At 31.1% G+C, this 15895-nt stretch carries 12 protein-coding genes; 5 read left to right on the top strand and 7 right to left on the bottom strand.

What is annotated here, in order from left to right; all coding sequences use genetic code 11:
- The first annotated feature begins 37 nt into the window (after positions 1-37).
- Positions 38-2161 (top strand): SurA N-terminal domain-containing protein, encoded by a 2124-nt coding sequence (locus BWZ22_RS02765; protein ID WP_076697844.1) that lies wholly within the window; start codon positions 38-40, stop codon positions 2159-2161.
- Positions 2162-2267: 106 nt separating this feature from the next.
- On the opposite strand, the gene BWZ22_RS02760 is transcribed toward BWZ22_RS02765, so the two are convergent.
- Both BWZ22_RS02760 and BWZ22_RS02755 read right to left on the bottom strand, forming a co-directional pair.
- On the bottom strand, positions 2268-3179 hold the full coding sequence (locus BWZ22_RS02760; RefSeq protein ID WP_076697843.1) for a GYDIA family GHMP kinase: 912 nt from the start codon (positions 3177-3179) through the stop codon (positions 2268-2270).
- Between the two features lies 1 nt (position 3180).
- Positions 3181-4503 (bottom strand): hydroxymethylglutaryl-CoA reductase, degradative, encoded by a 1323-nt coding sequence (locus BWZ22_RS02755; protein ID WP_076697842.1) that lies wholly within the window; start codon positions 4501-4503, stop codon positions 3181-3183.
- 238 nt (positions 4504-4741) lie between these two features.
- On the opposite strand from BWZ22_RS02755, the gene BWZ22_RS02750 reads away from it, so the two are divergent.
- The 4 genes from BWZ22_RS02750 to BWZ22_RS02735 all read left to right on the top strand — a co-directional run bounded on the left by BWZ22_RS02750 (position 4742) and on the right by BWZ22_RS02735 (position 10969).
- Entirely contained in the window at positions 4742-6946 is a 2205-nt protein-coding gene (locus BWZ22_RS02750; RefSeq protein WP_076697841.1) for a S9 family peptidase, read from the top strand.
- Positions 6947-6983: 37 nt separating this feature from the next.
- Entirely contained in the window at positions 6984-8543 is a 1560-nt protein-coding gene (locus BWZ22_RS02745) for a peptide MFS transporter (RefSeq protein ID WP_076697840.1), read from the top strand.
- Between the two features lie 11 nt (positions 8544-8554).
- On the top strand, positions 8555-10333 hold the full coding sequence (locus tag BWZ22_RS02740) for a peptide MFS transporter (protein WP_076697838.1): 1779 nt from the start codon (positions 8555-8557) through the stop codon (positions 10331-10333).
- Between the two features lie 87 nt (positions 10334-10420).
- A complete protein-coding gene (locus BWZ22_RS02735) occupies positions 10421-10969 on the top strand; it encodes a thioredoxin fold domain-containing protein (protein WP_076697837.1) in 549 nt (182 codons plus the stop codon).
- 6 nt (positions 10970-10975) lie between these two features.
- On the opposite strand, the gene BWZ22_RS02730 is transcribed toward BWZ22_RS02735, so the two are convergent.
- Genes BWZ22_RS02730 through surE form a run of 5 tightly spaced genes read right to left on the bottom strand, consistent with a single transcriptional unit; the run spans position 10976 to position 15771 of the window.
- On the bottom strand, positions 10976-13015 hold the full coding sequence (locus BWZ22_RS02730; protein WP_076697836.1) for a ComEC/Rec2 family competence protein: 2040 nt from the start codon (positions 13013-13015) through the stop codon (positions 10976-10978).
- A 23-nt stretch (positions 13016-13038) separates the two neighbouring features.
- Positions 13039-13587 (bottom strand): C40 family peptidase, encoded by a 549-nt coding sequence (locus tag BWZ22_RS02725; protein WP_076697835.1) that lies wholly within the window; start codon positions 13585-13587, stop codon positions 13039-13041.
- 10 nt (positions 13588-13597) lie between these two features.
- Positions 13598-14710 carry a lipid-A-disaccharide synthase gene (gene lpxB / locus BWZ22_RS02720; protein ID WP_076697834.1) on the bottom strand — a complete coding sequence of 371 codons (1113 nt, stop codon included), beginning with the start codon at positions 14708-14710 and terminating at the stop codon, positions 13598-13600.
- A complete protein-coding gene (locus tag BWZ22_RS02715; protein WP_076697833.1) occupies positions 14711-14992 on the bottom strand; it encodes a hypothetical protein in 282 nt (93 codons plus the stop codon). It abuts the gene before it with no gap.
- On the bottom strand, positions 14989-15771 hold the full coding sequence (gene surE / locus BWZ22_RS02710) for a 5'/3'-nucleotidase SurE (RefSeq protein WP_076702242.1): 783 nt from the start codon (positions 15769-15771) through the stop codon (positions 14989-14991). The genes BWZ22_RS02715 and surE overlap by 4 nt, the downstream gene beginning before the upstream one ends.
- Positions 15772-15895: the final 124 nt, after the last annotated feature.

The following is a 15895-nucleotide window of genomic DNA, read 5'->3' as shown; positions in this document are numbered from 1 at the left end:
GAAAACACCTTAGGGTTTATAAAATCACACATAAAAAATGGCAATTTTAAATAAGATTAGACAAAAAACCATAGTATTAATAGTTGTAATAGCAATGGCTTTATTTGCATTTGTACTATCTGGTCTTTTTGATGGAAGCGCAAGCTTTTCTGGTAAATCTCAAAATGTAATTGGGTCAATTAACGGTAAAGATATTTCTCGTGAAGAGTTTCAATTAAAAGTAGAAAATCTTCAAAGACAAATGGGTTCTAGTGCCACAACTACTCAAGTAATGAATAGAGTTTGGGATCAAGAAGTGAGACAAAACGTTTTAGAAACTCAATTTGAAGCTTTAGGAATTTCTGTTGAAAAAGACCAAATGAGAGATTTATTAAAAACAGCATTGGCTACTAATCCGCAGTTTTTAAATGAAGCTGGAATATTTGACGAAAATAAGTTAAATGAGTACATAGCAAACCTTAAAGATAATTCGCCAACAGGTTATGCAAGTTGGATAGATTACGAACAATCTATTGCTACTAATGCCTTACAACAAAACTACTACAACTTAGTTAAAGCTGGTTTAACAGGTACTTTGGCTGAAGGTGAATTAGAGCACAAATTAGAAGGTAATAAAGTAGATATTAAATATGTGCAAGTGCCATATTCATCTATACCAGATAGTATTGTAAAAGTATCAAAGTCTGATATTTCAAGTTATATTAAAGACAACGAAAAAGAATTTCAAGTAGAAGAATCTAGAGATATTAGATTTGTTGAGTTTGAAGAAGTAGCATCAGTAGCCGATGAAACAGCTATTATCAATGAACTTAAAACATTTTTAAATGGTAGATTGGTAGATGAAACCGGAAGAAAAGATACTATAATAGCTTTTTCAAAAGTTAAAAATGATGCAGAATACATAAACCTAAACTCTGATATTAAATTTGATGACCGTTTTGTTTTTAAATCTGGTTTAGCATCTCAAGTTGCAGATAGTTTAATGAAACTTAATGTAGGTGAAGTTTATGGTCCATATAAAGAGAATGGATATTTTAAAATTTCAAAATTAATTGCAGAAAAACAAATTCCAGACTCAGCCAAAGTAAGACACATTTTAATTCCTTTTATAGGAGCGCAAAGTGCTGGTACCGATGTTACTTTAACAGAAGATCAAGCTAAAGCACAAGCCGATAGTTTATTAACTGTAATTAAAAGAAACCGCTCTAAATTCCCAGAATTGGTAAAAGAATTCTCATCAGACAGAGGAAGTGTTGATAACGGAGGGCGTTATGATTGGCACCCATATAACTCTATGGTTCCTGAATTTAATGACTTTGAATTTGAAGGTAAAGTAGGTGATTTAGGTGTGGTTAAAACGGTTTTTGGTTTCCATATAATAGAAATAGAAGGACAAACAAGTAAAAAAAGAGCTGTAAAAGTAGGAAGTATTGCTAGAAAAATTGAGCCATCTGAAGAAACAACTTCTAAAATATTTAGAGAAGCTTCTAAATTTGAAATAGCTGCAGCCGATAAAGATTTTGAAACTTTAGCTGAAGAAAGCAGTTACACTGTAAGACCTGTAAACGGTATTAAGGCTTTAGATGAAAGCATTCCTGGTGTGGGTAACCAAAGACAAATTGTACGTTGGGCTTTTGAAGAAGAAGCTAATGTTGGAGATATTAAGCGTTTTAATATTCCTGGAGGATATGTGGTTGCGCAATTGGTAGCTAAAAATAAAGCTGGTTTAATGTCTGTTGAAGATGCTACCGCTAAAGTTTTACCAATAATTAGAAAAGAGAAAAAAGCAGAATTAATAAGAGAGAGAATATCTGCTACCACTTTAGAAGATTTAGCTGCTGCTGAAAATACTACGGTAAGAACTGCATCTGCTATAAATATGAAAAATCCAACAATTTCTGGTGCTGGTAGAGAGCCTTTAGTTGTAGGAACTGCTTTTGGTTTAAATGAAGGAGAAACTTCTGGATTAATTGATGGCGAAAGAGGTGTATACATGGTACAGGTTACCAAAATAACACCAGCTGTAGAGTTAGATAATTATCAAGCTGCGGCTAATAGAGTAGAGCAACAAAAATCAGCTACTGTAAATAGTAAATTATACAATGCTTTAAAAGCTGTAGCTGAAATTGAAGACAATAGAGCAGAGTCTCAGATTCAGTAAAATTATATGTAAATAAAATGTTATAAGCCTCGTTTTTAACGGGGCTTTTTTATTGTTAATATTCCGTGGTCATTGAAGCAAGTCAGGAAAATAGTTTTATTATAATTTATAAAACCATTTTTAAATACGGAATAATAGTATGGAATCCTTTATTTTTAAAATAATTTGTTGGATTGTTTTTAGAGCTAGCTAAAACAAAATCGCCTCCCCAAGCCCCAAGACTTTTTACACTTCCACCAAAATCATTAAAAAGTAGTTCTTTAACTGTTCTTTGTTTAGTAATATCAGCAATAATAGACTCGTGCTTGTTAATTAAAACATTAAATTCTTCTAAAGAATTACATGTTATCATTTTAGAGGTTATAGCGTTAATATCAGAAATAACTTCTTTAATACGGTTTTTGTTTTGCGTTTTATAATAAGCAATACCTTCTCTACTATTTTGTTTTTTGTTTAAATGAACAAAGTATAAGTGTTCTTTAAAAGAAGGATTAAACGCTGCTTTATCAATTACAGGGGTTTTGTTTTCTAGTTTATAAGTAATAGGATGATTATTCTGTGCGCAGGCAATATCATAGCCACTGCCTCCAAATGTGAGTTCTAATAATTTAAAAGCATCAACCTTTGTCCATTGTGCCATATTATTTATTAATGTTGAAGAAGTGCCTAATCCCCAATTTTTAGGAAAATCTAAAGATGTAGTAATCTTGTATCCTTTTTCAGAATTTAAAAATTCAGGATTTAATTGTTTACAAGCGTTAAGTATTTGTGTAATTCTTTCAGATACATCATTATTTTGAATGGGTTTCAGTACTTTTTCATTATTAATTTCAAATTCACCCTTAAACCAAAGATGACCATTTTCATCAAAACTTTCCCAAATAACTATAGGTTTATCAATTAAATCTAAATTAAGAGATTGACCGTATTTTGTGGGTATGGCTAAAGAAACAGCCCCATCAAGAACCACATACTCACCGGTTAGTAAAAGTTTACCGTGGCTGTAAAATTTTTGCATCTTAGTTTTTTGATCTTAAATTCTGTATAGCCTCAACTACCGCACTATGTGTTACAGTATTGTTTTTAAAATGTTCTGTTAAGGTTTGCTTTTCAACATCTGTGGCTTCAAACTGATTTAAAATATTCATTAAGTGCATTTTCATATGTCCTTGCTGAATACCAGTTGTTGTAAGAGAACGTAAAGCTGCAAAATTTTGAGCTAAACCTGCTACTGCAATAATTTGCATGAGTTCTTTAGCCGATGGCTTGTGTAACAACTCTAAAGCTAGTTTAACTAAAGGGTGTAAACTTGTAAGCCCACCAACAGTACCTAAAGCTAGTGGAACTTCAATCCAAAATTTAAACGTATCACCTTCAATTTTAGCATGTGTTAAACTGCTGTATTTACCTTTTCTTGAGGCATAGGCATGCACGCAAGCCTCAATGGCTCTAAAGTCGTTACCCGTAGCCAAAACAACGGCATCAATACCGTTCATGATGCCTTTGTTGTGTGTTACAGCTCTATAGGGTTCTATTTCAGCTATATTTACTGCTTGAATAAATTTTTGGGCAAAGTCTTTACCAGAAACAGCATTATTTTCGGTTAAATCGTCTACATGGCAACTAACTTCGGCTCTAACCAAACAATCTGGAACATAGTTAGATAAAATGCTCATAACTATATCAATTTGCTTTTCTTCATCAGAAAATAAATTGAAGTTTTGAGCTTCATTTTTAAAAGTTTTAGCAAATTGCTCTAAGCAGGAGTTTATAAAATTGGCACCCATAGCATCTAATGTTTCAAAAGATGCATGTAGTTGATAGTAGCCGTTTATGTCTTCAGTTTTATCTCGTAATTCAATATCTATAATACCACCCCCACGTTTATCCATATTAGATGTAATAGGTTTTGTGTCATCAATAAGTTTAGGTTTAATAGAGTTGAAATACTGAGTTAATTTTTTAAAATCACCTTTATAAATAAAATGAACCTGACCAATTTTTGTGGTAGAAATTACTGTGGTTTTAAAGCCTCCGCGCTCTAACCAAAATTTAGCAGCTTTACTAGCAGCAGCAACAACCGAACTTTCTTCAATTGCCATTGGAATGGTGTAAAGTTTACCATTTATTAAAAAGTTAGGAGCTACACCAAGAGGTAAATAATAGTTAGTTATAGTGTTTTCTATAAACTCATCATGCAGTTGTTGTAGTTTTTCGTTGCTATTCCAATATTGTTTTAAAATACTTTTGGCACTTTCGGCGTTGGTGAAATAAGTTTCTACAATCCAATCAATTTTTTTAGACTTTGAAAGTTTAGAAAAACCAGCAATAGATTTACTCATAAAATGATAATTTGTTGCGCAAAGATACTACACTTGGTATGAATATTAGATATCTTAATTGCTAGGGCTTAATAAAGTGTTAATAATTGCTGTATTTTGAATAATTTTTATTAAAATTGACATCGTTTTATAAAAAAATCATTTCTTTTTAAGAAGCATCTGTTATTTTCAATTATAAATTGTAAGGATAGTTTTATAGGTGTTGTTCTTAAGTAGATAGAAGTATATAAATTACTAGATGAGATATCTTAATTTTTCTTTTTGCGTTTATTTTATTTTTACATCTCTTTTAAGCGCTCAAAATCAAGACATTACTTTAGAAGAAATTTGGAGTGGAGCTTTCAGAACTGAAAGAATGGAAGTATTACACTCAATGTCTAATGGGCAGCAATATTCTGTTTTAAATTTTGATAGAAGTGTACCATCAACCTCTATTGATATTTATGATTATAAAACACTAAAAAAGGTAAAAACCTTAGTGTCATCAGCAGATATTTCTGAGCTGTATTATTTTAGCGATTATTCTTTTAGTAAAGATGAACAAAAAGTTTTGTTAGCCACAGAAATAGAACAAATTTACAGGCACTCTACTAGAGGACTTTATTTTGTTTATGATACCAATACAAAGGATGTTATAAAAATTTATGATGATAAAATTGAGCAACCTACCTTTTCACCCGATGGAAATAAGGTAGCATTTGTTTATAAGAATAATTTATATGTTAAAAATTTACTATCTGGAAAGACAACACAAATTACTACAGATGGTAAAAAGAACAGCATTATTAACGGTGTAACAGATTGGGTTTACGAAGAAGAATTTGCTTTTGTTAGAGCTTTTGATTGGAACACAGATAGTAATAAAATTGCGTTTATAAAATTTGATGAAAGTAATGTTCCAGAATTCTCTATGGATGTTTATGGTACTGGACTTTATCAGAAACAACATGTTTTTAAATATCCTAAAGCTGGTGAAGAAAACTCTAAAGTTTCAATCTTTACCTACAATTTAAACACCAATAAAACCAAACAGGTAAAAGTTAATAACACGTTTAAAGATTTTTATATACCTAAACTTAAATGGACACATAAAGCAGATGAGTTGTGTGCTATTTATTTAAATAGGCATCAAAATGAAGCACATATTTGGTCTATTAATACCTCCACCAATAATTCTAAAATAATTTTAGTAGAAAAAGATGAAGCTTATATAGAACAAGGGTATTCCATTCATTTTTTAAAAGATAATAGCTTTATTTGGTTAAGTGAAAAAGATGGATACAATCATATTTATTACTATGATAAGGATGGGCAACTAATAAATCAAGTTACCATAGGGAATTGGGATGTAACCAAATACTATGGGTATAGTGAAAAAACAAACCGTGTTTACTATCAATCTGTAGAAAATAGTTCCATTAACAGAGATGTGTACTCTATAAAATTAAATGGTAGAGGCAAGAGAAGACTTACTAGTACCAATGGAACAAATAATGCATCGTTCAGTGCAGATTTTTCATATTTTATAAATACCTTTTCTAATGCTACAACACCACCAAAATATACTTTACATAATGCTAATGGTAGTTTAATTAAAAGTATTAAAAATAATGATGCTTTGGCTCAAAAGCTTTCAAATTATAAACTGTCTAAAAAAGAATTTAGTACCATTAAAATAAATGGAAACAATTTAAATATGTGGATGATTAAGCCTGCCAATTTTGATACTAATAAAAAACACCCTTTATTTATGTATCAGTATTCAGGACCAGGCTCTCAACAAGTAGCAAATAAATGGCATACCGCTAACGATTATTGGTTTCAATCTTTAGCACAACAAGGTTATATAATTGCTTGTGTTGATGGTAGAGGAACAGGTTTTAAAGGTGCTGCATTTAAAAAGGTTACTCAAAATCAATTAGGAAAATACGAAGTAGAAGATCAAATTGAAGCAGCAAAATATTTGGCAAGTTTACCTTATATTGATGCCTCTAGAATAGGAATTTGGGGTTGGAGTTTTGGAGGTTTTACTAGTAGTAATGCCATTTTTAAAGGAAATAAAGTTTTTAAAATGGCTATAGCAGTAGCACCAGTAACAAGTTGGAGGTTTTACGATACTATTTATACAGAACGTTATATGGGAACACCTCAAGAAAATCCTAAAGGTTATGATGATAATTCTCCATTAAACCATGTTAACAAATTAAAAGGTGATTTTCTGTTAATTCACGGTTCTGCCGATGATAATGTACATTTGCAAAACACAATGCGTCTGTCCGAAGCATTAATTCAAGCCAATAAACAGTTTGATTGGGCTATATATCCAGATAAAAACCACGGTATTTACGGCGGTAATACTAGATTGCATTTGTATAAAAAAATGACCAATTTCATTCATGAAAAATTGGGAGATAAACTAAAATCTGAAAAGGATAAACTTTAAAAGTTAAGGAGAATAATAACTAACTAACCAAAAATATATGAGTAATACTTCTTTAAAACCACATCAAAAAGAGCTTTTTGGGCAACCAATTGGTTTGTATATTTTATTTCTAACAGAAATGTGGGAGCGTTTTTCTTACTACGGAATGCGTGCATTATTAGTGCTTTACATGACGGCTTCAACCTTAGGAGACGATGCTAGAGGAGCTGGTTTAGGTTGGACAGACAAAGAAGCTTTAGCGCTCTATGGCTGGTACACAATGTTAGTTTACGTTATGTCAATTCCAGGAGGCATGATAGCAGATAAATTAATTGGACAGAAAAAAGCAGTGTTGTTAGGAGCCATAGTTTTATGTTTAGGGCATGGTGTTTTAGTGCTTACAGATATTTGGGCGTTTTATACAGGCTTAGGATTGGTTATTCTTGGAGTTGGGTTACTTAAACCTAATATATCTACCATGGTAGGAGGGTTATACAAAGAAGGCGATATAAGAAGAGATAAAGGGTTTAGTATATTCTACATAGGTATAAACTTAGGGTCTTTATTGGCTACTCTAATTGTAGGGTTGGTAGTAGCAAAATGGGGCTGGCATGCAGGCTTTGGTCTTGCCGGAGTTGTTATGTTGTTAGGTTTGATTAACTACATTGCTGGACAAAAATATTTAAGTCAAGTAGGAAATTATAATCCGCCTAAAGAAAATGATACCAACGAAATTTCATACGGTAAACTTTACGGGAAACTGTTTTCTTCACCAAAGCAATTAATTTTTACGGGCATTTTACTACTAGCTTCTATTTACGGGTGGTATACTTTAGAGTGGGGTTATGGCTTGCTATTTATTTTTTTAACAGCTATTGCAGCTCTTTTAATGATGATTTACAAAGAACTAGAAACACAAATATTTAAAGACAGGTTTCTAGTTTTATTATTATCATTTATTATGGTAATTGTTTTTTGGGGAGCCTTTGAACAAGCAGGAGGGTTAATGAATCTATACACCGATACAAAAACCGATAGAGTATTGTTTGGTTGGGAAATTCCAACAGTTATGTTTCAAAGTTTAAATGCAGGATTCATTATACTGCTAGCAACATTAGTGGCATCTATTTGGGCCAAGAGAAAGCTAAAAGGAAAAGAAGGATCATCATTATTTAAAATGGCAGTAGGTATTATTATTATGGGCTTCGGTTTTATATTTATGGTATTTGCAGCTATGGAGTTTGAAAAATCTGGAGCTTCTAGTATGGTTTGGTTGGTATTAGCATATTTGTTTCATACCATAGGCGAGTTATGTTTATCGCCAGTAGCACTATCATTTATAACTAAACTTACCCCAGTAAAATACGCATCATTAATGATGGGGGTTTATTTTGCAGCTACAGGCTTAGGAAGCAAAGTAGCAGGTATTGTGGGTGAAGCAGCAAGCGACTTTGGAGAGTACGCAATATTTTTAGGAATCTTCATTTTTACAATTATAATAGGCATGTTGTTTATATTACTTTTAAAACCCTTAAAACGATTAACTCATGGGGCAGAAGATAATGAACGCATAATGCATTATGATGAAACAGAAGGTTTTGAACTAGCTGATAATTAAAACTAACTTATATGGAAAATACATCAACAGATCATTTTTTTAAAAATACCGTTTTAGGTCATCCTTCAGGGTTATTCGTTTTATTTTTTACCGAAATGTGGGAGCGTTTCTCTTACTATGGTATGCGAGCCATTTTGGTGATTTTTTTAACAGGAGCTATTACTGGAGAAAATCCTGGTTGGGGATGGGGTAAAGCAGCTGCCTTATCTCTTTTAGGAACCTATGCTATGTTTGTTTATTTAACACCAATAGTTGGAGGTTGGCTAGCCGATAATAAAATTGGTTATAGAGTAGCTGTTGTTATTGGGGCTTTGTTAATGACATTAGGACACGCTTCTATGGCGGTTGAAACACCAACTTTTTTATATATAGGAATTGCTTTACTTATAATAGGAAATGGATTTTTTAAACCTAACATGACATCTATAATTTCAAAAATGTATGAAGGCAGAAATGACAAGAAAGATGGAGCCTATAATATTTTTTATATGGGTGTAAATGCTGGGGCTTTTTTAGGAATTATGTTATGTGGTTGGATAGGTGAAAATGTAAGCTGGAGTTTTGGTTTTGGTCTTGCAGGAATTTTTATGTTTTTAGGAATGCTTCAATTTTATTTTGCTCAACCACTTTTTGGAGATATAGGTAGTAAACCAAGAAAAGAAGAACTAGATTTAGTAGATACGCTTGTTGAAAACCCAACATCAAAGACTCAAAAAGAAGATGTTAAATTAAATAGGTTTTCAATTTTAGATTATTCCTTAATAGGTATTTTTATCCTTTCAGCCCTAATTTTTATTGTTAATGATCCCTTAAGTAAAATAGGGAATATTAATGTACTTAATTTTACTGTGGCTGGAATGACAGATTCTTTGTTTTTTGCATTATTAGCAGCTATTCTTTTTATTGTAATATTAGTAGTAAGAATTCCTAGATATGAGAAAATTGTAAGAGATAGAATGATAGCTTTTACTATTTTCTGTATTTTCACTATCTTCTTTTGGGCAGCTTTTGAGCAGGCAGCAGGATCGTTACCATTATATACTAGAGACTTTACAGATAGGGTTTTAGTTGGAAATGCGGCTTCCATATTTAAAATAATAGATTTAATTGTAACGGTTGTTCCTATTGCTATTATTACCTATGTTCTTATCAGTTTGTTTAAAAAAACTTTCAGTAAAATAAGTTTGTCAAACATCATATTAGGAATAAGTTTTGTTATAATATGGGCATTGGTTATTTATAAATTATATATAAATTTCACGGTAGAAGCTAAGGAGGTTGAAATTACTTGGTTTGCAATTTTAAACTCACTGTTTATAATCATATTTGCACCTTTATTTACAAAATGGTGGGATAGTAAATATAATCCGCCAGCAGCTGTAAAATATGGATTAGGTTTAATTATTATGGCTATAGGTTTTGGTTTATTGGCATTTGCAACTAGAAATGTGCCTTTAGGAGCAGAAACAGCTAAGTTAAGTATGATATGGTTAGTTTTAGCATATTTATTTCACACACTTGGAGAATTATGTTTGTCTCCTATGGGATTATCATATTTAAGTAAACTTGTACCAGCTAGAATGGTAGCGTTTATGTTTGGAGTGTATTATTTAGCTATTGCCATAGGAAACAAAATGGCACATTATGTGGGAGGTGATATTGAAAAAATAACAGAAGAAAGTGGTTTATCTCACTTTTTCTTGATATTTACTATTGTTCCTATTGTGCTTGGATTGATTTCATTTGCGCTCCATCCGTTAATTAAAAAACTAATGCACGGTGTTCGTTAATCGAAAAAAAAGTTAAAAAATATTCAAAATGCTCCTTTTTAGGAGCATTTTTTGTAAGTTGGGCTCAATAATTGCAACAAATTGGTTATGAAAAAACTACAATTTATATTATTACTAGTATTGCTTACTTCGGTTAGTGGTATAGCTCAAACCATTAATTGGGTAACGTTAGAAGAGGCTATTGAACTTCAAAAGAAAACGCCTAAAAAGATTATGATGGATGTTTACACCAATTGGTGTGGACCTTGTAAAATGTTGGATAGGAATACCTTTCACAACAAAGATGTAGTTGATTATGTAAATCAACATTACTATGCTGTAAAGTTTAATGCAGAAGGAAACGAAGAGATAAATTATGAAGGAAAAACGTTTACAAACCCTAATTATAATCCAGAATTAGCTAACAGACGTAATTCTCCTCATGAATTATCTAGATACTTTCAAATACAAGCATACCCAACTATTGTTTTTTTAGATGAAGAAGGTAAATTGATTTTTCCATTACGCGGTTATCAAACACCTCCACAGCTAGAATTGTATTTGAAAATGTTTAAAGATGATAAGCATAAGGAAATGGATACTCAAGAAAAGTTCAATGCTTACTATAAAGCTTTTAAACCAGAGTTTGAAGGCTAAAAGCAACTAATAATTAATAATAAAAGCTCCTTTTTTACTAGTTTGGTGAAAAGGGAGTTTTCTTTTTTTACAGATAGCTTCCCAGTGTTCTATATAAGATTTGTAGTTGCTACCATCTGCAATAATATAATTTGGTTTAATAGAATCTATTAACCTGTTCAAATTTAATTTAGGAGATTGTCTTAACAAAACATAATTGGGGTGTACAGATTTTACGTTGTAAACCCCAAGGCTATCAACTACTAAAATTGTTTTTTTATTTAGTAAATAAATGGGTTGGATAGAGTCTGTTTTAATAGAATTAATATAATTTCCAACGGTATAATCTTTAATAATTTTGTTTTTTGAAAGTGTAATACTATCAAAATCATGAGCTATAGTTATGTGGTTTTTAGTTACATTTCCTATTAAACTATATCTGCTTTTGTGGAAAATAATAAATTGATTTTCAGGAAACTGAAATTTAGTATATATAACTGAAGCTTGGAAAATTAAAATAGTAATTAAAAAGAATCTAAGGCTTCTATAATTCCTTTTAATAAATAATTGAATTAAGGCAATAATAATTAGATAAGAAGTAATAACATATAAAATACTAAAAGGAATATCTTTAAAAAGAAAGGCTTCTTGATTAGAAATCCAACTAACAACACTATTCATAGCACTAATAACACACCCAAAAATACTCGCTAAAAATTGAGGCAATATATTAGCGGTTGCTAAAATAATTACAAGTATTCCAAAGCCTAAAATAATTCCTAAAAGCGGAATGATGGCAAGGTTAGAAATAAAAAACAACCCCGGGAACTGATGAAAATAATAAAGACTCACAGGAATAATTCCAAATTGAGCAGCAATAGTTATGGTAAGTGTATGCCAGTAAATATCTACTATTTTATATTTAGGTTTCCACAGGTTATATAAAAGTGGGTCTATAGAAACAATAGCAAAAACAGCTAAATAGCTTAATTGAAAACCAACATCAAAAATAAATAAAGGTTTAAACAGTAAAATAATAAGCATTGAAATTGCTAGTGTATTATAAACATTAGTTGGTCGTTTTAAATTCATAGCAATGGCTACAATGCTAAACATGGTAACAGCTCTGGTTACCGATGCTGATAAACCTGCAATAACAGCAAAACTCCACAGTATAGAAACAATAATTACGGTTTTAATGAAATAACCGTTTTTAATTCGTTCAATAGGTTTAAATACAAAATTTAGTATTAATAAAATAATACCCACATGTAAACCAGAAACCGCTAGTATGTGAATAGCACCAGCATTGGTATAGCTAGAATAAACTGCTTTGCTAATATCTTGTCTTTGACCTAAAAATAACGCGTTAATAATGGCTAATTCATTGGGTTTAAAATTGTAGGGTTTTAACTTAGTATTAATAAATTCTCTTAAATTATTGGCTATCCCAAATATGGTATGCGTTTTAGAACTAACTTTTAATAACGATTGATTTTTAATAAATAATTGGTGGTAGATATATTTCTTTTCTAAATAATTTTTATAATCAAATTGGTTGGGGTTTAACGGGTGAATTAAGTTTTTAAAGTTGGTTTTTGTAATATATATATCATCAACTTTTATCTCAGGAAAAAGGCTGTCTTTTTCAATATTTAAAAGTGTTTTACCCTTTGTTTTTGTGTCCTCAACTTCTAAAACATCAACAACGTATTTATTGTAATAATTACCTGGTTTTAAAACTTCTCTTATTCTAAAAGAAATAGTTTGAGAGGAGTCTTTATCTTCTGAAATATAATGAGAATAATGACTAGAAAAATTAATTTCATTATGGAAATTAGTAGTTAAAACACCAACAGAAATCATTGATAAAAAACTAATAATACCAAACCAAATAGTTTTAGTAAATTGGTTTTTAGCAATAAAAAAAGAAACTGCTAAAATTAAAAAAAGTGATAAGGTTAAGAATAAAGATGTTTGTAATGGGATGTCTATAAAATACCCAATAATAATACCTGTAATTAGGCAAACAGTTAACTTAATAATTGTGAAATTTAGTAGCTGCATACCGTTGTAAGATAAAAAATATCTTATAAAATACGGCGCGCTTCAACAAAGGCTTTGAGCCAATAGCTTTCATTAAGTCCAGAAATAATAACGCCTTTGCTTGTAGTGGCGTGAATAAATTTAATATCGTTGTTTTTTATTTCAACAATTAATCCAACGTGATTAATGGCGTTTCTTCTGTTTTTGGTTTTAAAAAAGAGTAAATCGCCTTTTTTCACATCTTTAAGTTTTAGTTTTATGCCTTTTTTAGCCATATCTCTAGATATTCTAGGTAAGTAAATATCATGTGATCTAAACGACTCAAAAACTAAACCAGAGCAATCCATTCCTGCTTTTGTGGTGCCACCCCATTTATACCTAACACCTTTAAATTGTTTTGCAAACTTTACAATACCATCAGCTTTTGAAACTGCAACTTTGTTATTAGAGTTTTTGTGCTTGGTACTATTGTTCGTTTTGGTTGTTTTAGTAATGATTTTTGAAGTTGAAACCTTATTGTTTTTAGCCTTTTTTGAAGATTTGCAGCTGCCAAAACTAAAAAGAACTAAAATAATTAAAAGGAATTTTTTCATAGGTTAAGTTCTACTGTTTAATAGATTCATAAATCAATTTAGCAGTTTTTTTACTAGCCCCCTTACCTCCTAAAGCCTTTTCTAACTCATAATAATCCTCAAACATTTTTTTTCGTTTCTCACCTTCTAAAATCTTTTCAAGCTCTTCTTTTAGTTTTCTTTTGTTAAAATCGTGCTGAATAAGTTCTGTTACTACCTCTTTATCCATTACTAAATTAACTAAAGAAATAAATTTTAAAGTAATAATTCTTTTAGCAATGTGATATGAAATAGCACTGCCTTTATAGCAAACTACTTGTGGTACTTTAAATAAAGCGGTTTCTAAAGTGGCGGTACCCGATGTAACCAAAGCTGCATAAGAAACACTTAACAAGTCATAAGTTTTGTTAGAGATAAATTTAACGTTATCGGTTTTTATAAATTGCTGATAAAAGCTTAGTTCCTGACTTGGTGCTCCTGCAATAACAAATTGATAATCTTTAAAATCATCAACCAAACTCAACATTACCGATAGCATTTTTGTTATTTCTTGTTTTCTGCTTCCGGGTAATAAGGCGATTATTGGTTTTTCACTCAGGTTATAAGTTTTTCTAAAATCAGATTCACTAATGGGTTTTCTGTCTGCAATAGCGTCAATTAATGGGTGTCCAACAAAATGGACTTTGTAATTATACTTTTCGTAAAAAGGTTTTACAAAAGGCAGAATAACAAACATGTTATCAATATCACGTTTAATTTTTTTTACCCTACTGGCTCTAGATGCCCAAACTTGTGGTGAAATGTAATAATTAGTTCTAAATCCTTCGGCTTTAGCCCATTTTGCTATGCGTAAATTAAAGCCAGAATTATCAATAAAAATAACAACATCGGGATTGAAATTTTTTATGTCTTCTTTACAAAATGAAATGAGTTTGAAGATTTTTGAAAGATTCATAATAACTTCAATAAATCCCATAAAAGCACGTTCTTTATAGTGCTTCACTAAAGTGCCGCCGGTAGCTTGCATAAGATCGCCACCCCAAAACCTAATATTGGCATGGGCATCTTCATTCAGTAACGCCTTCATTAGGTTAGAACCGTGTAAATCTCCCGATGCTTCTCCTGCAAGTATATAGTACTTCATTTAGAAGAGTTTAAAAACAAACGTAAAAACAGCAATAAAAACGGTAATTAATAGTACGCCTCTTGCTCTATAATCTTGTCTTTTCTTTATAAAAATAAAGAAAGCAATTAGGTTTAAAATGGCTCCTAAACTAATAAGTTTTCCTAAAAAACCTTCTTGAGCTGCTGCTTTTATAACAGTAGTAAAATCATCTCCTTTTCCCAATAGTGTTGCAGCAATTATTAGTCCAATACTATTGGCAATTAAACCAACAAACATGCCTATTATTATTTCTTTTTTCATTCAGAGTTGTTTAAATTCCAAGTATTTAATTCTTTAATAAATGGGTGTGCTGTTAAATCAAATTGAACAGGAACTACCGATATGTAACCATTCTCAAGCGCATGCTCATCGGTATCTTCACCACCATCTAAATTTACAAATTTACCAGAAAGCCAATAATAATTTTTACCAGAGGGGTTTTGGCGTTTATCAAATTCTTCAACCCAATTACCTTTAGCTTGCCTACAAACTTTAACCCCTTTTATATTGTTTTTTGGTAGGTTTGGAATGTTTACATTTAAAACAATACCATTGGGTAATTTATTTTCTAAAACTTGTTCTGTTATATTTTTAACAAAGGTTTTAGAGGCTTCAAAATTAGCATTCCATGAGTAATCTAATAAAGAAAAACCAATAGCAGGAATCCCTTCAATACCAGCTTCTACGGCAGCACTCATAGTGCCAGAATAAATAACACTTATTGAAGAATTTGAGCCATGATTAATACCAGAAACACAAATATCGGGCGTTCTGTCTAATAATTCTCTTATGGCTAGTTTAACACAGTCTGCAGGTGTGCCAGAACAGCGGTATTCTGTTTGTGGCCCATCATCAATTTGTACTTTATCTACAAAAAGTGTAGTGTCTACCGTAATAGCATGTCCCATACCACTTTGCGGGCTATCTGGGGCTACTACCACAACCTCTCCAATGGTGTTCATAATGCTAATTAAGGTTCTAATTCCTGGGGCATTTATACCGTCATCATTGGTAACTAGAATAAGCGGTTTTTTTGTCATTCGTTTTGTAGTATAATCATCGCTAAAATACATAATTTCATTTGTAAACACTCAATTTCTTTGGTTTAACAAAAAATTAGGGCTATTTACCATAGTTGGCATAGTTTTTTCTTTATTTTAGTGA

This window comes from Seonamhaeicola sp. S2-3 (genome assembly GCF_001971785.1).
In the GTDB taxonomy this organism is placed as follows: Bacteria; Bacteroidota; Bacteroidia; order Flavobacteriales; family Flavobacteriaceae; genus Seonamhaeicola.
The sequence above is the reverse complement of the archived record's forward strand: the minus strand, read 5'-3'. Positions and strand labels throughout refer to the sequence as shown.